Origin of the sequence: Rhodococcus sp. 5A-K4 (assembly GCF_046097995.1) — a bacterium.
Taxonomy (GTDB): Bacteria; Actinomycetota; Actinomycetes; order Mycobacteriales; family Mycobacteriaceae; genus Rhodococcus_F; species Rhodococcus_F erythropolis.
The window spans coordinates 260,103-284,530 of record NZ_JBJURM010000007.1 but is presented as its reverse complement, the minus strand read 5'-3'; the positions used below and the strand labels follow the sequence as shown (position 1 = coordinate 284,530).

The window sequence follows — 24,428 nt, the reverse complement described above, 5'->3', positions numbered from 1 at the left end:
TGATAACGACGAATTCGGGTCTGTCGGTGGTCAGGTCGGCTCGGGCGTTCGGTTCCACCGGACAGAGTGCAAGGAACTCGACTAGGGTTCGCGGGGTGAAAGCCTTGCGTCGGTTCACTGTCCGAGCCCACATTCCGGAGCGCCTTGCCGCGCTCGGCCCCCTCTCCACCAACCTTCGGTGGTCGTGGCATCCCGAGACACAGGATCTGTTCTCGCGACTCGACCCCGAACTCTGGCAAGCAGTCCAGTTCGATCCGGTCCGCATGCTCGGGGAAGTCAACCCCACCCGTCTCGACGAACTCAGCAGTGACGAGGCATTTCTCGGTGACCTCGACACTGCAGCAGCCGATCTCGACGCATATCTGAGCACGCCGCGCTGGTATCAGTCCCAGCAGGCCAAGGGCACATCGCTGGCCGGCGGAATTGCGTACTTCTCCATGGAGTTCGGAGTCAGCGAAGTTCTGCCCAACTACTCCGGCGGATTGGGCATCCTCGCGGGCGATCACCTCAAGGCCGCGTCCGACCTCGGGCTGCCGCTCATCGGCGTCGGACTGCTCTACCGATCCGGCTACTTCCGCCAGTCACTGACTGCCGACGGTTGGCAGGCCGAGCACTACCCGCCGCACGACCCTCAAGGGTTGCCTCTTCGTTTGCTGACGGACGCAGGTCCGGCGTCCGACGACGGATCGCCGGTCGTCATTCACGTCGCCATGCCCGGTGGCCGAGTGCTGCGTGCGCGAGTGTGGATCGCTCAGGTCGGACGAGTGCCGTTGCTGCTGCTCGATTCCGACATCGCCGAGAACGACGCGGATCTGCGCGGCGTCACTGACCGTCTCTACGGTGGGGACCAGGATCACCGCATCAAGCAGGAGATCCTCGCAGGTATCGGCGGCGTCCGTGCGGTGCGTGCCTACACCGCGGCGTACGGATTGCCCGATCCCGAGGTTTTCCACATGAACGAGGGGCATGCCGGATTCCTCGGCATCGAACGGATTCGGGAACTTGTGACCACCAGCGGTCTGGACTTCGATTCGGCTCTGGCCGCGGTCCGCGCCGGAACGGTCTTCACGACGCATACTCCGGTTCCCGCCGGAATCGACCGCTTCCCGGCAGATCTGGTCCGTCACTACTTCGGCGGAGCGAACGGCGAGAACGAATCGAGTTTGCTTCCCGGACTGACCGTCGACCGCATCGTCGGGATGGGGCGCGAATCCGATCCGTCGATCTTCAACATGGCGCACATGGGTCTTCGCCTGGGCCAGCGAGCCAATGGCGTCTCGAAGTTGCACGGCATCGTCAGTCGCGACATGTTCAACGGACTCTGGCCGGGATTCGACGCCGACGAGGTGCCGATCGGATCGGTCACCAACGGTGTCCACGCTCCGACGTGGGCGGCGCCGGAGTGGATGGACGTGGCCAGGCGGATCGTGGGGCAGGAGCAACTCGAAGAAGCGCGAGGTTGGGAGCGCCTACACGAGTTGTCGGCCAACGAACTGTGGGAAACACGTAATGCGTTGCGCGGCAAGTTGGTCGACGAAGTCCGTCGTCGCGTCCGAGCGTCGTGGCTCGAACGCGGCGCGACCGAAGCTGAACTCGGCTGGACCACTGGAGTTTTCGATCCCAACGTCTTGACAGTCGGATTCGCCAGGCGCGTGCCTACGTACAAGCGGTTGACGCTGATGCTCCGTGATCCCGAGCGTCTGCGTGCGATGTTGCTCGACGAGAAGCGTCCGGTGCAGTTGGTGGTGGCCGGTAAGTCGCACCCCGCCGACGACGGCGGTAAGGCACTCATCCAGCAGGTCGTACGGTTCGCCGACGAAGCGGATGTGCGTCACCGCATCGTCTTCCTGCCCGACTACGACATGTCGATGGCCCGGTACCTCTACTGGGGCTGCGACGTGTGGCTCAACAACCCACTTCGCCCACTCGAGGCGTGCGGCACTTCCGGCATGAAGTCCGCGCTCAACGGTGGACTCAACCTCTCCATTCGCGACGGATGGTGGGACGAGATGTACGACGGCGAGAACGGGTGGGCCATTCCGACGGCCGACGGTGTTCTCGACGACGTGCGGCGTGACGATCTGGAAGCCAGCGCCCTCTACGAACTTCTCGAGCACGCGGTACTGCCGACGTTCTACGACCGTGATGCAGCCGATCTGCCGACACGCTGGGTCGAGAGGGTTCGCCACACCCTCGAGAATCTGGGCCCGAAGGTGTTGGCATCACGCATGGTTCGTGACTACGCCGTCGACTACTACGCCCCTTCGGCGGAATCAGCTCGAGCGGTAGTGGCGGACGATTTTGCCGGCGCGCGTGAGGTGGCCGAGTTCCGTCGTCGCATCGAATCGCAGTGGCCGTCGGTCGCCGTCGAGCAGGTGGACGGTTCCGGCTTGCCGGACACTCCGGAGATCGGTGCGACCATCTCGTTGAAGGCCAAGGTCCGCCTCGGCGGCTTGTCGGTCTCGGATGTCCAGGTCCAGGCAGTCCTGGGACGCGTCAGCCCGGGCGAGGAACTCACCGACGTGGTGACGTTCCCGATGACACACTTCGGCGCCGAGGACGGAACCGAGATTTTCGAAGCCGAGGTTGCGCTTCCGGTCTCCGGTTCCGTGGGATACACCGTGCGGGTGCTGCCGCATCACCGGTTGTTGGTCGATGCGTCCGAACTCGGGTTGGTGACCACTCCGAGCGTCTGACGTATTGCATTCTGCCCCGGTCCGTTCGGTCGGTACCGGGGCAGAATTGTGCCCGGGTTAGAACTGGGTCAGGGACGTGAGTCGCGGATGCGGGTGAGCGCCTTGCGGACGACTTCGGGGTTGGTCGTCTCCCAGAAGGGCGGCAGCGATGCGCGAAGGTAACCCGCGTATCTCGCCGTGGCCAGACGCGGATCGAGCACGGCCACCACGCCCTTGTCGTCGGTGCTGCGAAGCAGGCGGCCCACGCCCTGTGCCAGGAGCAGCGCCGCGTGATTGGCCGAGACGCTGAGAAAGCCGTTACCGCCATGGGATTCGATGGCTTGTTGGCGAGCCATCAACAGTGGATCGTCCGGGCGCGGGAACGGAATCCGGTCCAAGATGACGAGGCTCAGCGATGGGCCAGGGACATCGACGCCCTGCCACAGGGACAACGTGCCGAACAGTGACGTGGGTTCGTCCTTGGCGAAGGCCTTGACGAGGGTGCCGGTGGCGTCGTCGCCCTGGCACAGGATCGGGGTGTCGAGGCGTTCGCGCATCGCCTCCGACGCGGCTTTGGCGGCGCGCATCGAGGAGAACAAGCCGAGGGTGCGTCCGCCGGCAGCCTCGACGAGTTCGGCGATCTCGTCGAGATAGACCGGGGAGAGGCCGTCGCGGCCGGGCGTGGGCAGGTGGCGGGCAATGTAGATGATGCCGGCCTTGGCATGGTCGAAGGGCGACCCGACGTCGAGTGAGTTCCAGCGGAAAGCAGAAGCGTCAGAAGGTGCTTCGGTACCGATGGCGGTACCCGAGTCGGGTCGCACCGACGATTCCGCAGGAAGGCCCCAGTTGACGGCGAGACCGTCGAACGATCCGCCGACGGTCAGCGTCGCGGAGGTGAGAACGACGGTGGATTCGGCGAACAGTCGCGAGCGCAGCAATCCACCGACGGAGAGCGGAGCCATCCGGACGGAGCGCCGAACCGATCCGCGGAACTCGTCCGAGGACAGCCAGACGACGTCCTTGCGCTTGGCCGGGTCTGGTTCGTCGAAGGCGGTGAGAATACGCACGGCACTGTCGTGGACGTCGTCGACGGACGAGAGCGCAGCGTTGCGGGCTGCAGCGGCTTCGGGGTCTGCGGCTGCCATGCCCGGTTTGGCCGGACCGATCGCGGTGCGCAGCGACCAGGCCGCGTCGCGTATCGCGGCCAGTGCGGGCGCCGCACCGTCCGGGAGGCCTTCCCATCGACCTGGACGCAATTCCTCGAGGAGCCCCGCCCAACCCTCGCCGGCAGCTTCGAGTCGGTCGGCGTCCTGCTCTTCGGCGATCTTGCCGCAACGCCTGGCCGCGGCACTGATCGAAGAAGCTGTGAGATCGGCCGTGGCAACACCGGTGACGCGGTCGACCAATTCGTGGGCTTCGTCGATCACCACGACGTCATGGTCAGGGAGGATCTGGATGCCGGTGATGGCGTCGATAGCGAGCAGCGCGTGGTTGGTGACGACGACGTCGGCCTTCGACGCCTCGACACGGGCGCGCTCGGCGAAGCAGTCCTCACCGACCGGGCACTGGTTCTTTCCGATGCACTCGCGGGAGGTGACGCTGACCTGCCTCCACGCCTGATCGGATACGCCCGGTACCAATTCGTCACGATCACCGGTTTCGGTGTCGGACGACCATTCGGTGAGGCGGACGACCTCCCGGCCCAGACGCGAGACCGTGAACGGATCGAACAACTCGTCCTCGGGCGGCTGTTCGGACGCGCCGGTGTGGATCTTGTTCATGCACAGGTAGTTGTTGCGGCCCTTGAGGATTGCGAACTCGGCGCGCCGGCCGAGTGGCTTCTTCAGTGCATCGGCGAGCCGTGGCAGATCTCGATCGACGAGCTGGCGCTGAAGCGCGATGGTGGCAGTGGACACGACCACAGTGCGCCCAGACTCGACCGCATGGCGCAGGCTCGGAACGAGGTAGGCGAGTGACTTACCGGTACCGGTGCCGGCCTGGACGGCCAGATGCTCGCCCGTGTCGATCGAGTGCGCCACGGCCGACGCCATCGTCAGCTGACTGGTTCGTTCGGCACCGCCGAGCGACCGCACCGCTGTCTGGAGCAGTTCGGGAACGTTCGGGAGTTGATCGGCCACCCACGAAGGTTAATGGATCCCTACGTCAGAAACGTCCACGGATGATTCCCGGGGTAGTTCCCCGGCATTCGAGTCTTCTTCCGACGACGCCTCGTCTCGCCCGATCAGCTGCACTCCCGCCTCCTGCATCTGTACCAATGCCGACTCGATCGTGGCGGTCGACACACCTGCGGTGAAGGGCAGAAGGACCGTCGTGGCGAATCCCGCGCGCGCCGCGTCGATGGCCGTGGCCTTGACACAGTGATCTGTGGCAATGCCGATCACGTCGACGTCGGTGATCTTGTGGGCGCGGAGCCAGTCCTCGAGCGTCGTGCCGTCCTCGGCTGCTCCTTCGAAACCGGAATAGGCCGCGCTGTAGGCGCCCTTGGAGAAGATCGCCGAACCGGCGACGGAAGCGTCGAACGCCGGATGGAACTCGGCGCCGGCCGTCCCGACGACGCAGTGAATCGGCCAACTGTCGACGAAGTCTGGGGTCTCGGAGAAATGCGCCCCAGGATCGATGTGGAAATCGCGAGTCGCGACTACGGCGTCGTACTCGTGGGAGTTGACGAAATCGTTGACGGCCGCCGCAACCGCAGCGCCGCCGTCGACCGCGAGAGCGCCACCTTCACAGAAATCGTTCTGAACGTCGACGACGATCAGTGCTTTAGCACTCACTGGTGCTCACCTCCGGAGAATCGAACGGGCACAGCCGAGTCTCCGCGCGAGAGCTTGAGTCCTTCCCACGGCAGGCTCACGAGCCCGGCCTTCAGAACTGCGCGGCTCTCTTCGAGCGTCGGTGCGCTCTCGACGACCTTGCCTTCGCGAACCAACGGGATCAGCAGTTCGGTCGCGCCGTCCGCCTCGGAAACCGGAGCGGGCGAGCCGGCAGGGTAGATGACTTCTTCGACGATCGTTCCGGTCGGGCGAACCACGCGCAGTGCTTTCTTGGCGCCGCCGCGAGATGCCTTGTTGGTACTTCTCTTCTCGACCGCGATTCCGTCGACCTCGACCAGCTTGTAAACCATGCCTGCCGTGGGCGCGCCCGATCCGGTGACCAGTGAAGTACCCACGCCGTACGAGTCGACGGGTTCGGCGCGCAGAGCCGCGATCGCGTACTCGTCCAGGTCGCCGGAGACGACGATGCGTGTCTTGGTAGCACCGAGATCGTCGAGTTGTTGGCGTACCTGACGAGCAAGAACGCCGAGATCGCCGGAGTCGATGCGAACCCCACCCAGCTCGGGACCGGCAACGGCGACAGCCGTTTTCACACCCTCGGTGATGTCGTAGGTATCGACGAGCAACGTGGTGGATACGCCGAGTGCCGCGACCTGACCGCGGAATGCCGCTGCCTCGTCCGGACCGTCTTCGGTGGTGTGCAGGAGAGTGAAGGCGTGCGCACTGGTACCTGCGCTGGGTACGTCGTGACGCCGCGCGGCTTCGAGGTTGGAGGTGGCGTCGAAGCCGGCGAGATACGCGGCACGTGAAGCGGCGACGGCGGCCTGTTCGTGTGTACGACGCGAGCCCATCTCGATCATCCGTCGACCGCCCGCTGCGCTCACCATGCGGGCTGCGGCCGAAGCGATCGCGCTGTCGTGGTTGAGGATCGAGAGAATCAAGGTTTCGAGGATGACGCACTCGGCGAACGTTCCGCGGACCGAGAGGATCGGTGAGCCGGGGAAGTAGAAGTCGCCCTCGCGGTAGCCGTCGATGTCACCGGAGAATCGATAGTTGCGCAGCCACTCGACGGTCGTGTCGTCGAGAAATTTTGCAACGATCGCCAGTTCCGGTTCACCGAACCGGAACTGCTCGAGTGCGTCGAGAAGGCGTTCGGTACCGGCGACGACGCCGTAGCGACGACCGTCTGGCAGCCGCCGTGCGAATACCTCGAAACTGCAGTTGCGGAAGGCAGATCCGTCGGCGAGAGCCGCCGAGAGCATGGTCAGTTCGTACTGATCGGTGAGCAGTGCGGTGCTGGCACCGGCGTCGCGGATGTCGGAAATTTGCGTAGGCACGCACACAACTCTATGCGCGAGACGACGTGGGTGGGTGTTGTCGCCTCTCGTCGCGCCGTACCCTGGATACATGGTTTTCGGCGGCGCGACCGTGTCCGGCACTTACTCGGCGAACGTAACGATGAGAGGCGCTACGGCTTCTTCTCCTCAAGCCACGCCCGAGCAGTCGGAGGCTGTTGCGACCATCGAAGCCGCAGATCGGCCCTGGGTGACCATCGTCTGGGACGACCCGGTCAATCTCATGCATTACGTGACTTACGTGTTCCAGAAGTTGTTCGGTTACAGCAAAGCCAAGGCCACCGACCTGATGATGCAGGTCCATTCGGAGGGCAAGGCCGTGGTCTCGAGCGGTTCGCGCGACAAGATGGAGGCCGATGTTCGTCGCCTCCACGCTGCCGGTCTCTGGGCCACGATGCAACGCGACGACACCTGAGAAAAGCACTTTTTCGACCGATTTGTTCGCCTAACTCGTAGACGGGAGTCCGACGCGTGCGGACGTGGAGTAGGAAGAGTTCACTCGGCGGAGTGAAGTTCAAGTCCGAGATGGACGGCCACGAGGCGGCGGTTCTGCGCTCGCTCGTGGAGTCGGTGACCGGGCTTCTCGACGAGCGCGCGTCTTCGGCGCCGCAAGACGAGCTCGCCGCGCTGACGGGTCTTCGTACCGGAAATTCGGAGACGCCCGACAATCCGGTGTTGGCGCGTTTGCTTCCCGACTTCCAGCGCACCGATCCGGACAAGGTCGCTCCGGACAGTGACGATCTCGACGACGCCGGCGCCAATGTCAACGGCGCGCTGCGTAGTTTGCACGAACCCGAGATCATCGACGCCAAGCGTGAGTCCGCTCGCATGTTGTTGGCTTCGCTTCCGGAGGCCGGCGGCAAGGTCGTTCTCACGCAGGAACAGGCCGATGCGTGGCTGTCCTCGCTCAACGACGTCCGTCTCGCGCTCGGAACCAATCTCGGCATCGACGCCGACACCCCGGAGAGCCTCGAACCCGACGACCCGCGCGCCCCGCATCTCGACGTCTATCACTGGTTGACGTGGATGCAGGACTCCCTCGTCCAGGCGCTCATGCCATGACCACGACGCGGACCGGGCCCACTGATTCACTGACAGATGTCGCCGGCCTCGCTGTCGGCCATCACCACAAGCTCGACGAGGGAGCCACTCTCGGAAGCGGCGCAGCCACCGGCTGCACGGTCGTGCTCGCGTCGGCCGGTGTGGTTGCCGGAGTCGACGTCCGCGGCGGCGGTCCGGGTACCCGCGAGACCGACCTACTCGACCCGAGCCATTCGGTCCAGCAGGTCAATGCCGTGCTGTTGACCGGCGGTAGTGCCTACGGACTTGCCGCGGCCGATGGAGTGATGCGCTGGCTCGAGGAACACGATCGCGGGATCGCGATGGGTGCTCCTGGTCAGGTGGTACCGATCGTGCCCGGCGCCGTGATCTTCGATCTGCCGGTGGGGGACTGGACCGTTCGTCCGACCGGAGACTTCGGATTCCTCGCTGCCGACACCGCTTCGCGCGAATTCGCCACGGGCACGGTCGGCGCCGGCGTAGGTGCCAGAGCCGGAGCGCTCAAGGGTGGGGTGGGAACGGCCAGCGTCGTGATCGCCGACGGCCCGGCCGAGGGTACGACGGTCTCCGCGTTGATCGTGGCGAACCCGGTGGGTTCGGTCTTCGATCCCAGAACAGGCTTGCCGTGGGGCGTCGGCTCGGACGGGGCGGAGTCGTTCGGGCTCAGGCTTCCCGACGCGTCCGAACTCGCGGCGGCCAACGCCGTTGCAGCCAAGGGAACAGTCCTCAACACCACGATCGGTGTGGTCGCCACTGACGCCGCCTTGACAAAAGCCGGGTGCCGACGCGTCGCCGTCGCAGGGCATGACGGTCTGGCTCGTGCGATTCGGCCCGCGCATTCGCCGCTCGACGGCGACACGATCTTTGCGCTCGCCACCGGCGATCACACTCCGAATTCGGAGATCGCGGTTCCGGCCGCTTTTCCGAACGATCTGCCGATACTCGACGCGGTGTGTGCCGCCTCGGCGCAGGTCGTCGAACGTGCGATCGTCACAGCGATTCTCGACGCCACGCCGGTAGCCGGAATCCCGAGCTACCGCGAACTCTTTCCGTCGGCATTTCTCTAGGCAGCACTCCTGGAATCGGCGGTAATCTCGAATTGAGCCTGGTCGCGAGTGACCGAATCAGAAAACCGGATCGACGGTGGAGGACGCACACGATGACGATGGATTTCAACAATCCGGACTTCGGCACCCGGACGCCGGCACCGAAATCCGGTCCGCCCTCGGTGTGGAAGCAGTCGGCCGTGTTGGTGGGCGGCTTCGCGATCCTGCTCTACGTGATCGAGATCGTGGATGTCATCTCCGGTCAGAACGTCCAGAACGCCGGCGTCACCCCGCGCACGCTCGACGGCCTGTGGGGAATCCTGTTCGCCCCGGTCCTGCACGACGACTGGGCTCACCTGATTGCCAACACCATTCCGGTCCTGATCCTCGGGTTCCTCGTGCTGGTGTCGGGAATTGCGCGCGGACTCGCGGCGACCGGCATCATCTGGGTGATCGGCGGTGTCGGGACCTGGTTGTTCGCCGGCTCGAACTCGAATCACGTCGGCGCGTCCGTGCTGATCTTCGGCTGGGTCACCTACCTGCTGGTGCGCGGGTTCTTCACGCGGAGTTTCACACAGATCCTGATCGGCGTTGCCGTCTTCGTCGTGTACGGCGGAGTGCTGTGGGGCGTTCTCCCGAGCGATCCACGGGTTTCCTGGCAAGGACATCTGTTCGGAGCGATCGGCGGCGTGGTGGCCGCCTGGGCGCTGACGTCGGGGGAGAGGGCCAAGCGCGCAGGGTCGGCGCCGGCCGTCCGACCACAGAGTTTCTGAACGGACGTGGGTCACACCCTCGCTGCGGTGTGACTTCGACGCGCCAAAACCACCAAGAGCTTTTTTCCAGACGGGTAGACGTGGCAGCATGACCGGTATGCGCATGACCGTCCTGGGGTGTTCCGGCAGCGTCACGGGTCCGGATTCACCGGCTTCGGGATACCTGCTCACGGCACCGGGAACTCCGCCGCTCGTGATCGACTTCGGCCCGGGAGTTCTTGGGGCGTTGCAGCGATACGCCGATCCGGGCGAGGTGACGATCCTGCTTTCGCACCTTCATGCGGACCACTGTCTCGACATGCCCGGCCTGCTCGTCTGGCGTCGCTATCACCCCAACCCGCCGGTCGGGCGGGCTCTGGTTTACGGCCCCACCGACACGGCCTGCCGCATCGGAGTGTCCTCCGCCGAGTGCGCCGGCGAGATGGATGACATCTCCGACACCATCGACGTCCGGCTCTGGGCCGAGAACGAGCCGGTGAGGTTCGGAGAACTGAGCGTCGTCGCCCGTCGGATGAATCATCCTCCCGAGGCTTACGGTTTCCGGATCACCGGCGCCGACGGCCGCGTGCTCGTCTACACCGGTGACACGGGTATGTGCGACAACGTCGTCGAACTCGCCCGTGGAGCGGACGTGTTGCTCTCCGAAGCTTCGTGGACCGACAGTCCGGATCGCCCCGAGGGAGTTCACCTCTCCGGTAAGGAAGCCGGCCGTGTGGCTGCCCTCGCCGGCGTCAAGGAACTTCTCCTCACGCACATCCCGCCGTGGACCTCCCGCGAAGACGTGATCGCCGAAGCGAAATCCGAATTCTCCGGACCAGTCCATGCCGTCTCCGCCGGAAGCGTCTACGACATCTGATTCCCCTCACATTCGATGCAGTGCCGACCGGGCGACCGCTAGGCTCACGAAGGTGACTACACGAGAAGACGGTAGGGCGGACGACGAGCTCCGCACGGTCAAGATCACCCGCGGGTTCACCAGTCATCCGGCCGGATCCGTTCTGGTCGAGTTCGGGAACACTCGCGTCATGTGCACGGCCAGCGTCGAAGAGGGTGTACCCCGCTGGCGCAAGGGCTCCGGCTTGGGTTGGCTGACAGCCGAATACGCGATGCTTCCCGCCGCCACGCACACACGCAGTGGCCGCGAATCGGTCAAGGGCAAGGTCGGCGGCCGTACGCAGGAGATCAGTCGACTCATCGGCCGATCACTTCGGGCCTGCATCGATCTCGCTGCGATCGGCGAGAACACCATCGCCCTGGACTGTGATGTCCTCCAGGCCGACGGCGGTACCCGCACCGCGGCAGTGACGGGGGCGTACGTGGCCCTGGTCGACGCCGTGACCTACCTGCGCGCAGCCGACCTGCTCTCCGACCCTCAGCCCATCTCGTGTGGCATAGCGGCCGTCAGCGTCGGCGTCGTGGACGGACGAGTGCGCCTCGATCTTCCGTACGAAGAGGATTCGCGCGCCGAGGTCGACATGAATGTCGTGGCCACCGATACCGGCACGCTGGTGGAAATCCAGGGAACCGGTGAGGGCGCCACGTTCCCACGCTCGACGCTGGACAAGCTGCTCGACTCCGCTCTGGCTGGTTGTGAGCAACTTTTCGAGATCCAGCGTCAAGCGTTGGCCGAGCCGTATCCCGGGGTGCTACCCGAACCGAAGAATCCGGAACCCAAAAAGAAGTTCGGTGCCTGAGCTGTGAGCGTACGAGTACTGGTTGCCAGCCGAAATGCCAAGAAACTGAAGGAACTTCACCGGGTGCTCGACGCCGCTGGAGTGAACGGAATCGAACTGGTCGGGCTCGACGAGGTGCCGCCGTTCCCCGAAGCCCCCGAGACCGGGGCGACGTTCGAGGAGAATGCACTCGCCAAGGCACGTGACGGCGCGGCGGCAACCGGAATGCCTTGCATCGCAGATGATTCCGGTGTCGAGATCGATGCACTCAACGGTATGCCCGGCGTGCTGTCCGCGCGATGGTCGGGCACTCACGGCAACGACGGCGCCAACACGGCGCTTGTCCTGGCTCAGCTGGGAGACGTGCCAGACGAGCGGCGCGGCGCGGCATTCGTCTCCGCCTGTGCACTGGTGATCCCCGGCGGCGACGAGACTGTCGTGCGCGGCGAATGGCGCGGGGTGATCGGCCGAGAACCAGCCGGCGACGGGGGCTTCGGATACGACCCCATCTTCCGTCCGGACGGCGACACCCGCTCTGCCGCTGAACTCACCCCGGCCGAGAAGGATGCGGCGTCACATCGAGGGCGCGCGCTCGTGCAACTCGTTCCGGCGCTGGCGGCACTGGCCGGCTGAACCGAATTTCGAAAAGTAGAGCCCTGAACGCGTCTGCGTTCAGGGCTCTACTTTTCGAAACTCTCAGAGCTGATAAGCCTGCTTCACCTGGGCAGTTCGCTTGTGCTCGAACACGAACGACAGGAACGGGATCGTGCCGGCGAGCGCGGTGGCAACCGTCGTACCGGGCTTCCACCGGGCCTTGATCGCCAAGTCGATCGTGAACACGAGATAGAGCATGTAGAACAGGCCGTGGATCTGGCCGATGTAGAACAACCACGACGGTGCGTCCGCCGAATTGTCGAGAATCAGGTACTTGTAGACCATCTCGCCGGTCAGGAACAGCAGCCAGAGGCCGGTGATCCAGGCGAGAACGCGGTATCGGACGAGCGCCGACGCAACCTTCTTCTGCTTTTCTGCGTTGACTGCGGGGGTAGCGATGCTCGCTTCCGAACCGGTACTCACGTCGTGCTCCTATCGGACTCGCGAGCGGCGAGCTGCGCAAGGTAGTCGTTGTATTCCAGCATTTGGCGGGCTTCAGGGTCGTCGACGTCGAGGTTCACATCGTCGAACTCGGCCTGCGGGCGTTGCGGCAAGAGGTCGGCGGGAATCTCACGCGGCTCCGCGGCGGCTTCCTCGGCTTCGGCCTCTTCGGGGTCCACGTCTTCGAGCTGAACGAACTTGCGATACGCGTACACGACAAACGCCGCGAACAGCGGCCACTGGAACGCGTACCCGAGATTCTGTCCGGTGCCTCCGACGGCTTCGAAGCGCTCCCACTGCCACCAGCCGAGCGAGAGGCAGCCGGCAGCTGACACGATGACCAGCAGAATCAGCGCAGGTCGGCGTTTAGTAGCGTTCTTGGACACACTAAGACGGTACCTGAGAGCTATAGTGCCTCGCCCTGCGATCTCCGACACGGTGTCGTAGAAGCCGTTCCACAGCACCTGTGCGCTATGCCCATCCTCACCCGCAACGCCAGGCACTGAACACATTTTCCCAGCTGTGCTGCATCGATAACCTCGGGCGTATCCGAAAGCAGGGGAGTGTTTCATGCACATCAGAGTGATTCGCCCGGTCATCGACACCACACTGACTCCGGCGGTGACAGCCGAGGTGGAGCACTGGGCGGCGCCCGGCACGACGGTCGATGTCGTGTCACTGCTCTCTGGCACGGCGAGCATCGAGTCCGAGTACGACGAGGCACTGGCCGGCCCCGGGATCGTGCAGAGGGTCGAAGAGGCGGCAGCCGAAGGCGTCGACGGTGTATTCATCACGTGTTTCGCCGATCCTGGAGTGCATGCCGCCCGAGAGATCATCGACGCTCCGGTGGTCGGCGGCTTCGAGCCGTCATTTCTGACAGCGATGAGTCTGGGCGATCGCGTCGGTGTCGTGACCATCCTGCCGAACGTCGTGCCCATGCTGCGATCGCTCACTCGGCGGTATGGGCTCGATAGTCGGCTGGGCAGTATTCGAGTCGTGGACATGCCGGTGCTGGGCCTCACCGATCGGGAGGAACTGATCGATCGACTGGCCGCTCAGGCGTCTGCGGCAGTGCAGAACGGCGAGGCCGATTCCGTCGTTCTCGGTTGCACCGGGATGCTCGGTGTGACCAGTGCGGTCCGAGACAGGCTGCATGGCAAAGGGATTCACGTTCCGGTTGTGGATCCGACGGCGTCGGCGATCACGTGGTTGGAGAGCTCGGTCCGTCTGGGGCTGACGCCGAGCCGGACGACATACATGACCCCGCCGGTCAAGGCTCGAAAGCGCTGAGCCTGATCTAGAACCGAAAAAGCCCCGCCGGATCTGATCCGGCGGGGCTTTTCGTTGTGCGCGAGGGGGGACTTGAACCCCCACGTCCTGAGACACTGGAACCTAAATCCAGCGCGTCTGCCAATTCCGCCACTCGCGCGCGGAATTCAAAGGATACGCGAGTGGAATCGCTCGCGGGCACACCACCCTGGTCGGGATGCGCCCGCCCGCTCTCAGGCCGTTTCGGCGAGTGGATCCGCTGCGGGCGGCATGGTGGATTTCTTCGATCTGCGAGGTTGCTCGGCCGTGCGTTGATACCGCCACGCAGCGTGGGTGAGTGTTGGAACATCGACATCGAGATGTTCGGCAACCGCAACTAGCAACTCGGCTGCGTCGGTGCTCGACAACAATTCCTCGCTACTGCTTGCTTCGGTGGCGAACCGTGCAAGTAGATCTATCGAAGTTGCCGTCAACTTCCCGGACAGGAACACCAGCGTCTCGAAGGTCCTGGGGCCCAGGCCTGGAACGGAGACGACTGCCGAACGGAGGCCTTCGGTGTCCTCGACGTCGGCACCGCACCGGCAACCGGCGTCGGCGAGCGCTTTGGCCGCACGAGCCGCGCCTTCGGCTTTGGTGAAGTAGTTGCCCGGCACGCGCTGGCGATTGCCGAGAATCGTTGCGAGCTCGTCGCCACGGTCGGTGAAGGCGGCGAGAGCGGACAAGCTGTCGAGGTGTTCGCCTGCGGCTACCGAGCGGTGTGTGCGCCAACGGTCGACGACGGCGCGGACTCCGGTCTTCGGTGTTCCGTAGGCGGCGCGCGACGAGAAGATCGCGTCGAGAAGGGCGGCTTCGGACTCGCGCGGCCATCCCTGATTCCAATGCGGCCACGCCTCGCGCGGAAGCTCGGCGCCGATGAATTCGGCCGCTCTGACTACGTCTGTGTCTTTCATGTTTTCTCCCCCCGAGAAGTTGTCCGGTGTGGACGCGCTGAACGTAGCGAGGGGGTCCGACAGATGGTGGCCCGGAACGCACGGGATCGACCGTCCGTCAAGGAGGTCACGAATTGGTAACAATAAATATGAGGGGTTCCTCAGGTTTCTGAAAATCCCGGTAACAGTCCCAGGCAGGGCGTTCGCGACCTACTCGCGAGTCACTTTCTCGAAGTCTCGTGAGGAAGATCACGGCCTCGAAAGTCCAGATTTCCAGGGTGCCGACAAACGTGAGGAAATCCTCATGATTCTGTGTAAACCTTGTCTTGCACGAACGCCCTGACTCCGTCGATTCTCTCGACGAATTCGCGAGCACTTCAGCCGGGCAGCACACCGCAAATCCCACCTCGCCGCAGAGGTGACCAGGAGAGGACGTACGCGTGACGATCGATGACACGACACCTACAGGAAACGGACGCGACTCGAAGGGTGGACGCCGTTTCGGCGTCGATGGGGGACAGTCCCGCACGACCAGCAAAGGTGCCCTCGTCGATTCGCTGAACAACGGCGTTTCCTACGCAATCGCTTTCGGTGGACAGGGCGCTCCCTGGCTCACTTCGCTCGAGGAGCTCAGCCGTGACAACGGCCTGGAGCCCGTTCTGACCGATCTGGTCAATGACGCAGCAGCACGCCTCGCGCCCGTCGCACAGGATCTCCTCGTGGTTCGCCCGGTCGGATTCGATCCGATCGCGTGGATGCTCGAAGCCGAGATCGTCGACGAAGAAGAAGGTGAGAAGTCGGCCGGGCCTTCCGCTGCCGCGCTCACCGCAGCTCCGGTGTCACTCCCCGGCGTCTTCCTCACGCAGCTTGCGGCGTTGCGTGCACTCTCCGCTCAGGGTCTGGATGTAGCCGGCAACCCGCCTGCTGCCGTCATCGGCCACTCGCAGGGCCTGCTGGCCACCGCTGCCGTAGCCGCGCAGGGCAACGACGACGGTGAACTCCTCGCCGTCGCACAGCTCGTCGGTGCTGCTGCCAGCCTGGTCGGCCGTCGCCGCGGCGTCATCGCCGGCGCCTCCGCGAAGCCGATGGTTGCGGTCTCGGGCGTCGATCCCGAGCGTCTCGCCGCCATCGTCGCCGAGCTTGCCGAGGGTGTTGCCCCCGAACGCGCGGCTGTTCTCGCCATTCGCAACGGCCGTCGCCGCGTCGTTCTCGCCGGACCGCCCGCTCAGCTGGCACGCGTGCAAGAGCGTTGCGAGCAGATCGAAGCCGAAGAAGCTCGCGAGCGAGAGGGCAAGAAGCGTGGCGGTTCCGTCTTCGCTCCGTCCTTCGATCCGCTCGACACCGAAATCGGCTTCCATCACCCAGCATTGGCCGAGGCCGTCGAACTTGTCGGCAGCTGGGCAACCCGTTGCGGTCTCGATGCCGACCGTGCGCGTGAACTTGCACAGGGTGTCCTCGTCGATCCGGTCGACTGGGTCGAGGCTGTCGACGGCGCAATCTCCGCCGGCGCCAAGTGGATTCTCGATCTCGGGCCCAGCGATCAGCTGACCCGTATGACGTCCTCTTCGCTGCGTGGGCAGGGCATCGGCATCATCGCCGCCGCCACCCGCGGCGGACACCGCAATCTGCTCACCCCCGGTGCTGCGCCTGAGGTCTCACGTTCGTGGAGCGAATTCGCGCCGAAGCCTGTTTCGCTTCCCGGTGGCCGCATCGGCGTCGAGACGGCGTTCACGAAGCTGACCGGTCGTTCACCCATCCTGCTCGCAGGCATGACGCCGACGACGGTCGACGCCAAGATCGTTGCCGCAGCAGCCAATGCCGGTCACTGGGCTGAGCTCGCCGGTGGCGGACAGGTCACCGAGGAAATCTTCGAAGACCGTGTCGCAGAGCTGAAGATGTTGCTCGAGCCGGGCCGCGCGGTCCAGTTCAACTCCCTGTTCCTCGACCCGTACCTGTGGAAGCTGCAGCTCGGTGGCAAGCGCCTGGTGCAGCGTGCCCGTACTGCCGGCGCTCCCATCGACGGCGTCATCGTCACCGCCGGTATCCCGGAACTCGAAGAGGCCGTTGCCCTCATCGACGAGCTGTCCGAGATCGGCATCACCAACATCGCGTTCAAGCCCGGCACCGTGGCGCAGATCCGCTCCGTGATCCGCATCGCCAACGAGGTTCCGAACTTCCCGGTCATCGTCCACATCGAAGGCGGCCGCGCCGGCGGACACCACTCGTGGGAAGACCTCGACGACCTGCTCCTCGACACGTACGCCGAGCTGCGTACACGTCCGAACTTGGTCATCTGCGTCGGCGGCGGCATCGGAACACCCGAGCGAGCAGCCGATTACCTCACCGGTCGCTGGTCTGCCGCAGCCGGTTTCCCGGCCATGCCCGTCGACGGCATCCTGGTCGGCACGGCAGCCATGGCGACTCTAGAGGCCACCACCTCTCCTGAGGTCAAGCAGCTCCTCGTCGACACGCCCGGTACACCGGATTGGGTCGGTGCCGGTACCGCCGAAGGCGGAATGGCCTCTGGCCGTAGCCAGCTCGGTGCCGACATTCACGAGATCGACAACGCGGCTTCGCGCACCGGACGCCTCCTCGACGAGGTTGCCGGCGATTCCGAGGCAGTGGCAGAGCGCCGCGACGAGATCATCGCCGCCCTCGACGTCACCGCCAAGCCGTACTTCGGCGACGTCGAGACCATGACGTACGCACAGTGGCTGCGCCGCTACCTCGAGCTGACCGTCGGTATCGACGCGGCGAAGGAATTCGATTGCGGCGCAGATCTTCAGGACGCCATCGTCGAGGCGACCTCGAGCCCGTGGCTCGACATCACCTGGCGTGCTCGCTTCGGCGAGATGCTCCAGCGCACCGAGGCGCGTCTGCACCCGGTCGACCGTGGCCCGATCCCCACACTGTTCGGCGACGCCGAGACTCTCGAGCGCCCCGAGGCTGCGATCTGCGCACTGCAGGCGTCGTACCCGGACTACTCGACGACGGTTCTGCATCCCGCAGACGTCTCGTTCTTCACCTCGTTGTGCAAGACGCCGGGCAAGCCGGTCAACTTCGTTCCCGTCGTCGACGGTGACGTTCGCCGTTGGTGGCGCAGCGACTCCCTGTGGCAGGCACACGATCCCCGCTACACCGCCGATCAGGTTTGTGTCATCCCCGGCACCGTTGCCGTCGCGGGCATCACCCGTGTCGACGAGCCGGTCGGTGACCTGCTCGATCGCTTCGAGAAGGCGACCTACGACGAATTGGTTGCTGCCGGAGCCGCTCCGGTTGCACTCGCGAGCCGTCGCCACCAGGATTCCGCACCCGGACTTCTCGACGCCGTCCTCTCCGCTCCCGACCTCCAGTGGGCCGGCCGCCTGACCCAGAACCCCGTCCGTCGCCTCGGCGACCTCGACGAGTGGAACGCAGAGTCTGCCGACAAGGCAGTTCACGGCACCACGGGGTCCAGCTTGACCGTCGTCGATTCCTCGCACGTGCTGCTCTCGGTTCCGTTGGTGGCAGACAAGTCGGTCGACATCACGATCACCATCCCCGAGTCCGTCGTAGACGGCGGCGCTCCGGTTGTCACCGAGGCAGACGCCGAGGGTGCGATGTCCGCGCTGCTGGCAGTTGCTGCCGGACAGGAACTTCCGACAGTCAAGAACGGAAAGGCCCGCCTCAACGTCGCGTGGGTTCCCGATCGCATCGCCGATCACGCCGGTGTCACCGGTTCCGGCCTGCCCACCACGCTCAGTGTCAGCGGCAAGGCTGTTCCGGACGTCGTCGTCGGAGCATGCTGGCCTGCAGTGTTCGCAGTCCTCGGCGCAGCCAAGCTCGACAGTCTTTCCGTTATCGAAGGCATGCTCGACCTGGTCCACCTCGACCACACCGTCGACTTCGTCGGTGAACTTCCCTCCGAGACAAGCATTCTCGTGGTCAATGCCGAGGTCGCCTCGGTTCTCGACACCGACCTCGGTCGCGTCGTCGAGGTCAAGGTCGAGGTCGGTGCCATGCTCGGCGAGGGCCTCGACGCCCCCGCAGTCGTCACCATGACCGAGCGTTTCGCGATCCGCGGACGCACCGGCGCTGGCGAACTCGCCGACCCGGCTCGCGCCGGTGGATCGATCAGCGATGCGGCTGTCGACACCTCGCGTCGTCGTCGCCGTGACGCGAAGATCCTCGCGCCGGTCAGCATGGGTGCGTTCGCTCAGGTTTCCGGTGACCACAACCCGATTCACACCTCCGACAACGCCGCTCTGCTGGCCGGCCTCGGAACCCCGATCGTGCACGGCATGTGGCTCTCCGCCGCAGCGCAACAGGTAGTCACCGCAGTCGACCCGGCCGAGACCCGCGTCCCGCCGCGCCGCCTGACCGCCTGGACCGCCCGCTTCCTCGGGATGGTTCGCCCCGGCGCCGAGATCGACGTCCGCGTCGACCGTGTCGGCATCGACCAGGGCGCAGAAATCGTCGAGGTCGGCTGCCGCATCGACGGCGAACTGGTGATGGTCGCCACCGGCCGCACTGCCGCACCGAAGACCGTCTACGCCTTCCCCGGCCAGGGCATCCAGCGCCCGGGCATGGGCCTCGACGCTCGTGCACGCTCCAAGGCCGCCCGCGACGTCTGGGAGCGTGCGGACAAGCACACCCGCAAGGCGCTCGGATTCTCGATTCTCGCTGTCGTGCGCGACAACCCGGTGACCGTCAAGGCGCGCGGTGTCGAGCACAAGCATCCTGACGGTGTCCTGCACCTGACTCAGTTCACCCAGGTGGCCATGGCCGTTCTCGGTGTTGCCCAGGTTGCCGAGCTGCGCGAGTCCGGAACATTCATCGAGGATTCCCTTCTGGCCGGTCACTCGGTCGGTGAGTACAACGCACTCGCTGCTGTCGCCGAGGTTTTCCCGCTCGAAGCACTTCTCGAGGTCGTCTTCCAGCGTGGCTCCGCCATGCACCAGCTCGTTCCCCGTGACGAAGCCGGTCGCTCCGACTACCGCATGGCTGCTATTCGCCCGTCGCAGATCGGTGTTTCCGACGACGACGTGCAGGGCTTCGTCGCCGGTGTCGCCGAGACCTCCGGTGAGTTCCTCGAAATCGTCAACCTGAACCTGCGCGGCAGCCAGTACGCCATCGCCGGTTCGGTAGCCGGTCTCGACGCACTCGAGGTCGAAATCGATCGTCGCCGAGCAGAATTCGGTGGCAAGCGGGCATACATCCAGGTTCCCGGCATCGACGTGCCGTTCCACTCCACCGTCCTTCGTGGCGGCGTGGCGGACTTCCGCGTGTGCCTGCAGGACTTGCTCCCGCACGACATCGATCCGGACATCCTGATCGGCCGCTACATCCCGAACCTGGTTCCGAAGCCGTTCTCGCTGCGTCGTGACTTCGTTCAGGAAATCGCCGACCTGGTGCCGTCCGAGCCGCTGCAGGAAGTCCTTGCAGACTTCGACAGCTACGCAACGCGCACTCACGAGTTGTCCCGCATCATCCTGATCGAGCTGCTGGCTTGGCAGTTCGCCAGCCCGGTCCGTTGGATCGAGACGCAGGACCTGCTCTTCGGTGACGAGTCCGAAGGTGGACTCGGGGTCGAACGCTTCGTCGAGATCGGTCTCGGTGCTGCCCCGACCGTTGCAAACCTCGCGTCGCAGACCCTCAAGCTGCCGGGCCGCTTCGGCTACCCGGTCGAGGTTCTCAACGTCGAGCGCGAAGCTGCGATCGTCTACGGCACCGACGTCGACCCCGCCGTCGATGACGACGACGAGATCGAAGCGCCTGCCGCGCAGGCTGCACCGGTTGCCGCGGCCGCTGCTCCGGTTGCAGCTGCTGCGCCGGCTGCACCCTCGGGTGGACCGCGTCCGGACGACCTCACCTTCAAGGCGCCCGACGCCACGAAGGTCCTGATCAGCCTGTGGACCAAGCTCCGTCCCGATCAGGTCGGCCCCGCCGACACGATCGAGGCACTGTGCGACGGCGTCTCCTCGCGTCGTAACCAGCTTCTGGTCGACCTCGGCTCCGAGCTGTCCCTCGGCGCCATCGACGGTGCCGCGGATGCCGACATGGGCTCCTTGGGAGCAACCGTCGACAAGCTCGCCCGTACGTACAAGCCGTTCGGACCGGTGCTCTCCGATTCGATCAACGATCACCTGCGCAAGGTCTTCGGCCCCTCGGGCAAGCGTCCCGGCTACATCGCCGACCGCGTCAAGAAGGTCTGGGAACTGGGCGACGGCTGGGCGCACCACGTCACCGCAGCAGTGGCTCTCGGCACCCGTGACGGCGCCAGCATCCGCGGCGGCGACCTCGGTGGCCTGAGCTCCGGCGCACTGGCCGACGCCGCAGCGGTCGACGCAGTCATCGACAGCGCAGTTGCCTCGGTCGGCTCTGCACGCGGAGTCAGCGTCTCGTTGCCGGCTACCGGCGGCGGAAGCGGCGGAACCGTCGACGCAGCCGCCCTGGGTGAGTTCACCGAGAACATCACCGGACGCAACGGCGTTCTGGCCTCGGCTGCACGCCTGGTACTCGAGCAGCTCGGACTGAACGAAGAAACGGCAGTCGCGACGGTCGAGGACACCGAACTGGTCGACCTGGTCTCGGCTGAACTCGGCTCCGACTGGCCGCGTCTGGTTGCTCCGGCATTCGACGCACAGAAAGCCGTGCTGCTCGACGACCGTTGGGCAAGTGCGCGTGAGGATCTCGCTCGTATTTGGCTCGGTGACACCGCGTTGTCGGTCGAGAACTTCATCGGTGCCGGTTCCACCGTCGCCGCACAGGCGAAGTGGTGGGCCACCCGTGCAACCGACGAAGGCCGCACCGCGGTCGCCGAGGTCTACACCCGCATCGCTGATGCGGCCGTGACGACAGAATCCGACGCACCCGAGTGGGCAGGCGAGGTCGCAGTAGTGACCGGCGCCAGCAAGGGTTCCATCGCGGCAGCGGTCACGGGCAAGCTCCTTGCCGGTGGCGCAACGGTATTCGTGACCACCTCACGACTCGACGGTCAGCGTCTGGGCTTCTACCGCGACCTGTACCGCGAGAACGCTCGCGCCGGTGCCGCCCTCTGGGTGGTTCCCGCGAACATGGCGTCGTACACCGACGTCGACGCACTGATCGACTGGATCGGCAACGAGGCCACCGAGAACGCAGGCGGCGCAAAGAAGCTCATCAAGCCGGCCATGACGCCGACGATGCTCTTCCCGTTCGCAGCTCCGCGTGTCGGCGGCGAACTCTCCGACGCCGGCGCTCGCGCCGAAATGGAAATGCGCGTGCTGCTCTGGTCGGTGGAGCGCCTCATCGGCGGTCTGTCGAAGATCGGTTACGACAGCGATGTCGACACGCACCTGCACGTAGTGCTGCCCGGTTCGCCGAACCGCGGAACGTTCGGCGGCGACGGTGCTTACGGTGAGGCCAAGGCTTCGCTGATCGCCGTGGTCAACCGCTGGAAGGCCGAGCGGAACTGGGCCGAGCGGGTCACGTTGGCACACGCGGTCATCGGTTGGGTTCGCGGAACCGGACTCATGGGTCACAACGATCCGATCGTCGACGCGGTCGAAGCTGCGGGCGTCCGCACCTGGTCCACCCAGGAGATGGCGACCCAACTGCTGAAGACGGCAACCCGCGAGTCGCGGCGCGCTGCAGCAGAGGCTCCGCTCGAGGTCGACCTGACCGGCGGACTGTCCGAGGCCAACCTGGATCTGGGTGCTTTGGCCAAGGAAGCTGCCGAGGTTGCCGAGATCGCCGAGGCTGTCGACGAAGCAGTGGACGAGTCCAGCATCCTGGCGCTGCCCACGCCGGCTCGCATCGACGACTCGGTCAAGGCTCCGAGCTGGCCCGAACTGGACGTCACCCCCGCGGACCTCGTGGTCATCGTGGGTGCCGGAGAGCTCGGACCCTACGGTTCCTCGCGTACCCGCTTCGAGATGGAGGTCGACGAGCAGCTCTCTGCCGCAGGCGTTCTCGAATTGGCGTGGAACACCGGACTCATCGTCTGGGAGAACGACCCCAAGCCGGGCTGGTACGACGTCGAATCCGGTGACCTGGTACCCGAGGCGGAAATCGCCGACAAGTACCACGACGCAGTCGTCGAGCGTTGCGGCATCCGTCGCTACGTCGACGAGGGCGCGATGATCGACAACACCGCTCCGCTGCTCACCTCCGTGTTCCTGGACAAGGATCTGAGCTTCGTGGTCGGCAGTGAGGCAGAGGCTCAGGCCTTCGTCGAATCCGATCCGGAGAACACGACGGCGACGGTTTCCGCCGAGTCCGGAGACTGGACAGTCACTCGCCGCGCAGGCACCGAGATCCGCGTCCCGCGCAAGATGAAGCTGACTCGTAGTGTCGGCGGCCAGATCCCGACCAACTTCGACGTCACCAAGTGGGGCATCCCCGCCGACATGGCAGATTCGGTCGACCGCGTCGGACTCTGGAACATCGTCGCAACGGTGGACGCCTTCCTCACCGGCGGCTTCACTCCGAGCGAACTGCTCCGCTGGGTACACCCGAGCCTGGTCGCCAACACACAGGGCACCGGCATGGGCGGCATGACCTCCATGCGGAGCCTGTACATCGACACGCTGCTCGGCGAGAACCGTCCGAACGACATCCTGCAGGAAGCGCTGCCGAACGTCATTGCAGCGCACGTCGTTCAGTCGTACGTCGGCGGTTACGGCGCGATGGTTCACCCCGTCGCCGCCTGCGCCACGGCAGCGGTATCCGTCGAAGAAGGCGTCGACAAGATCCGACTCGGCAAGGCGCAGTTGGTTGTTGCCGGCGGGTTCGACGATCTGAGCACGGAAGGCATCATCGGCTTCGGTGACATGTCGGCAACTGCGAAGACCGAGGACATGCACGCCAAGGGCATCGAGGATCGCCGCTTCTCGCGGGCCAACGATCGTCGCCGCGGCGGATTCGTCGAGTCGGCCGGTGGCGGAACGATTCTCCTCGCTCGCGGAGACCTGGCACTCGAGATGGGCTTGCCCGTCCTCGGTGTGGTCGCTTGGGCCGGATCGTTCGCCGACGGTGTCCACACCTCGATCCCGGCACCGGGACTCGGAGCGCTGGGCGCCGGACGTGGGGGAGCGGATTCGCAGCTCGCACTCTCGCTCAACGCTCTCGGCGTGAGCGCCGACGACATCGCCGTGATCTCCAAGCACGACACCTCCACTGCCGCCAACGATCCCAACGAGGCGGAGCTGCACGAGCGCCTCGCCGGGGCATTGGGACGCAGTGAAGGTGCGCCGATGTTCGTGGTCTCGCAGAAGAGCCTGACCGGTCACGCCAAGGGTGGTGCCGCAGCCTTCCAGCTGATCGGGCTCTGCCAGGTACTGAGCCAGGGCATCGTCCCGCCGAACCGCAGCCTCGACTGCGTCGACGACAAGATGGCCGAGTTCGAGCACCTCGTGTGGGCACGTCAGCCGCTCAAGTTCGGTGATCAGCTTCCGCTGCGTGCCGGCCTGCTGACCAGCCTCGGCTTCGGTCACGTCTCCGGCCTGATCGCAGTCGTGCACCCGCAGGCATTCGTCGAGTCGGTTCCGGCCGACAAGCGCGCCGACTATGTTGCTGCGGCGCAGCAGCGGACGATCGACGGTCAGCGCCGCCTCGCCAAGGCGATGTGCGGTGGCGACAGCCTCTACGAGCGCCCGGCGGATCGTCGCCTCGGTGCCGACGGAACGCCGGCCAAGGCGTCGCGTCAGCTCGAAGCGGACATGCTGCTGAGCGAGGACGCACGACTCGGCGCAGATCTGGTGTACCGCTCGAATCTGCCCGGCTGCAAGTAATAATCAC

General features: G+C 65.3%; 16 protein-coding genes and 1 tRNA gene. 10 read left to right on the top strand and 7 right to left on the bottom strand.

Annotation, left to right across the window (positions count from 1 at the left end; genetic code table 11):
* Nucleotides 1-95: 95 nt before the first annotated feature.
* Nucleotides 96-2,696 carry an alpha-glucan family phosphorylase gene (gene glgP, locus ACKAMS_RS12615; protein WP_408989097.1) on the top strand — a complete coding sequence of 867 codons (2,601 nt, stop codon included), beginning with the start codon at nt 96-98 and terminating at the stop codon, nt 2,694-2,696.
* A gap of 68 nt (nt 2,697-2,764) precedes the next feature.
* Here glgP and ACKAMS_RS12610 read toward each other — a convergent pair whose 3' ends face one another.
* From ACKAMS_RS12610 to ACKAMS_RS12600, 3 genes are read right to left on the bottom strand one after another with little or no spacing between them, the layout of a single operon-like run.
* Nucleotides 2,765-4,813, bottom strand: coding sequence for an ATP-dependent DNA helicase (locus tag ACKAMS_RS12610; protein ID WP_019749155.1), 2,049 nt, complete (start codon nt 4,811-4,813; stop codon nt 2,765-2,767).
* A 9-nt stretch (nt 4,814-4,822) separates the two neighbouring features.
* On the bottom strand, nt 4,823-5,470 hold the full coding sequence (locus ACKAMS_RS12605; RefSeq protein ID WP_021333460.1) for an isochorismatase family protein: 648 nt from the start codon (nt 5,468-5,470) through the stop codon (nt 4,823-4,825).
* The gene (locus ACKAMS_RS12600; RefSeq protein ID WP_020970036.1) at nt 5,467-6,807 is read right to left on the bottom strand and encodes a nicotinate phosphoribosyltransferase; all 1,341 of its coding nucleotides are present in this window, start codon (nt 6,805-6,807) and stop codon (nt 5,467-5,469) included. Before ACKAMS_RS12600 ends, ACKAMS_RS12605 begins: the two co-directional genes overlap by 4 nt.
* A 121-nt stretch (nt 6,808-6,928) precedes the next feature.
* On the opposite strand from ACKAMS_RS12600, the gene clpS reads away from it, so the two are divergent.
* The 7 genes from clpS to rdgB all read left to right on the top strand — a co-directional run bounded on the left by clpS (nt 6,929) and on the right by rdgB (nt 12,009).
* Nucleotides 6,929-7,240 carry an ATP-dependent Clp protease adapter ClpS gene (gene clpS, locus ACKAMS_RS12595; RefSeq protein ID WP_029255695.1) on the top strand — a complete coding sequence of 104 codons (312 nt, stop codon included), beginning with the start codon at nt 6,929-6,931 and terminating at the stop codon, nt 7,238-7,240.
* 56 nt (nt 7,241-7,296) lie between these two features.
* A complete protein-coding gene (locus ACKAMS_RS12590) occupies nt 7,297-7,887 on the top strand; it encodes a DUF2017 domain-containing protein (RefSeq protein WP_003945318.1) in 591 nt (196 codons plus the stop codon).
* Nucleotides 7,884-8,951 carry a P1 family peptidase gene (locus ACKAMS_RS12585; protein ID WP_019749151.1) on the top strand — a complete coding sequence of 356 codons (1,068 nt, stop codon included), beginning with the start codon at nt 7,884-7,886 and terminating at the stop codon, nt 8,949-8,951. Before ACKAMS_RS12590 ends, ACKAMS_RS12585 begins: the two co-directional genes overlap by 4 nt.
* Nucleotides 8,952-9,043: 92 nt before the next feature.
* Nucleotides 9,044-9,703, top strand: a complete 660-nt coding sequence (locus ACKAMS_RS12580; protein WP_021333456.1) for a rhomboid family intramembrane serine protease — start codon at nt 9,044-9,046, stop codon at nt 9,701-9,703.
* Between the two features lie 97 nt (nt 9,704-9,800).
* Complete coding sequence (locus tag ACKAMS_RS12575; RefSeq protein ID WP_037119612.1) at nt 9,801-10,559, top strand: cyclic nucleotide-degrading phosphodiesterase; 759 nt, start codon at nt 9,801-9,803, stop codon at nt 10,557-10,559.
* A gap of 52 nt (nt 10,560-10,611) precedes the next feature.
* Nucleotides 10,612-11,397 (top strand): ribonuclease PH, encoded by a 786-nt coding sequence (gene rph, locus ACKAMS_RS12570; RefSeq protein WP_003945332.1) that lies wholly within the window; start codon nt 10,612-10,614, stop codon nt 11,395-11,397.
* Between the two features lie 3 nt (nt 11,398-11,400).
* Nucleotides 11,401-12,009, top strand: coding sequence for an RdgB/HAM1 family non-canonical purine NTP pyrophosphatase (gene rdgB, locus ACKAMS_RS12565; protein WP_019749148.1), 609 nt, complete (start codon nt 11,401-11,403; stop codon nt 12,007-12,009).
* Between the two features lie 63 nt (nt 12,010-12,072).
* On the opposite strand, the gene ACKAMS_RS12560 is transcribed toward rdgB, so the two are convergent.
* Together ACKAMS_RS12560 and ACKAMS_RS12555 are read right to left on the bottom strand one after the other, a co-directional pair.
* Nucleotides 12,073-12,453: a DUF3817 domain-containing protein gene (locus tag ACKAMS_RS12560; RefSeq protein ID WP_003945334.1), complete on the bottom strand. Its 381-nt coding sequence runs from the start codon at nt 12,451-12,453 to the stop codon at nt 12,073-12,075.
* Nucleotides 12,450-12,857 carry a transcriptional regulator gene (locus ACKAMS_RS12555; protein ID WP_279163994.1) on the bottom strand — a complete coding sequence of 136 codons (408 nt, stop codon included), beginning with the start codon at nt 12,855-12,857 and terminating at the stop codon, nt 12,450-12,452. The genes ACKAMS_RS12560 and ACKAMS_RS12555 overlap by 4 nt, the downstream gene beginning before the upstream one ends.
* A 184-nt stretch (nt 12,858-13,041) precedes the next feature.
* On the opposite strand from ACKAMS_RS12555, the gene ACKAMS_RS12550 reads away from it, so the two are divergent.
* Nucleotides 13,042-13,761, top strand: a complete 720-nt coding sequence (locus ACKAMS_RS12550; RefSeq protein ID WP_408989096.1) for an aspartate/glutamate racemase family protein — start codon at nt 13,042-13,044, stop codon at nt 13,759-13,761.
* 57 nt (nt 13,762-13,818) lie between these two features.
* Here ACKAMS_RS12550 and ACKAMS_RS12545 read toward each other — a convergent pair.
* Nucleotides 13,819-13,900, bottom strand: a tRNA-Leu gene (locus ACKAMS_RS12545).
* Nucleotides 13,901-13,973: 73 nt separating this feature from the next.
* A complete protein-coding gene (locus ACKAMS_RS12540) occupies nt 13,974-14,690 on the bottom strand; it encodes a hypothetical protein (RefSeq protein ID WP_408989095.1) in 717 nt (238 codons plus the stop codon).
* Between the two features lie 419 nt (nt 14,691-15,109).
* Between ACKAMS_RS12540 and ACKAMS_RS12535 the strand changes: the two genes are divergently transcribed.
* Complete coding sequence (locus ACKAMS_RS12535) at nt 15,110-24,421, top strand: fatty acid synthase subunit beta domain-containing protein (RefSeq protein WP_336504416.1); 9,312 nt, start codon at nt 15,110-15,112, stop codon at nt 24,419-24,421.
* The last annotated feature ends 7 nt before the right edge of the window (nt 24,422-24,428 follow it).

Excerpts from the sequence above, each read along its gene's own strand:
- ACKAMS_RS12550 (WP_408989096.1), top strand. The coding sequence starts at position 13,042 with ATGCACATCAGAGTGATTCGCCCGGTCATCGACACCACACTGACTCCG.
- ACKAMS_RS12575 (WP_037119612.1), top strand. The coding sequence starts at position 9,801 with ATGCGCATGACCGTCCTGGGGTGTTCCGGCAGCGTCACGGGTCCGGAT.
- ACKAMS_RS12540 (WP_408989095.1), bottom strand. The coding sequence starts at position 14,690 with ATGAAAGACACAGACGTAGTCAGAGCGGCCGAATTCATCGGCGCCGAG.
- ACKAMS_RS12580 (WP_021333456.1), top strand. The coding sequence starts at position 9,044 with ATGACGATGGATTTCAACAATCCGGACTTCGGCACCCGGACGCCGGCA.
- ACKAMS_RS12585 (WP_019749151.1), top strand. The coding sequence starts at position 7,884 with ATGACCACGACGCGGACCGGGCCCACTGATTCACTGACAGATGTCGCC.
- clpS (WP_029255695.1), top strand. The coding sequence starts at position 6,929 with ATGAGAGGCGCTACGGCTTCTTCTCCTCAAGCCACGCCCGAGCAGTCG.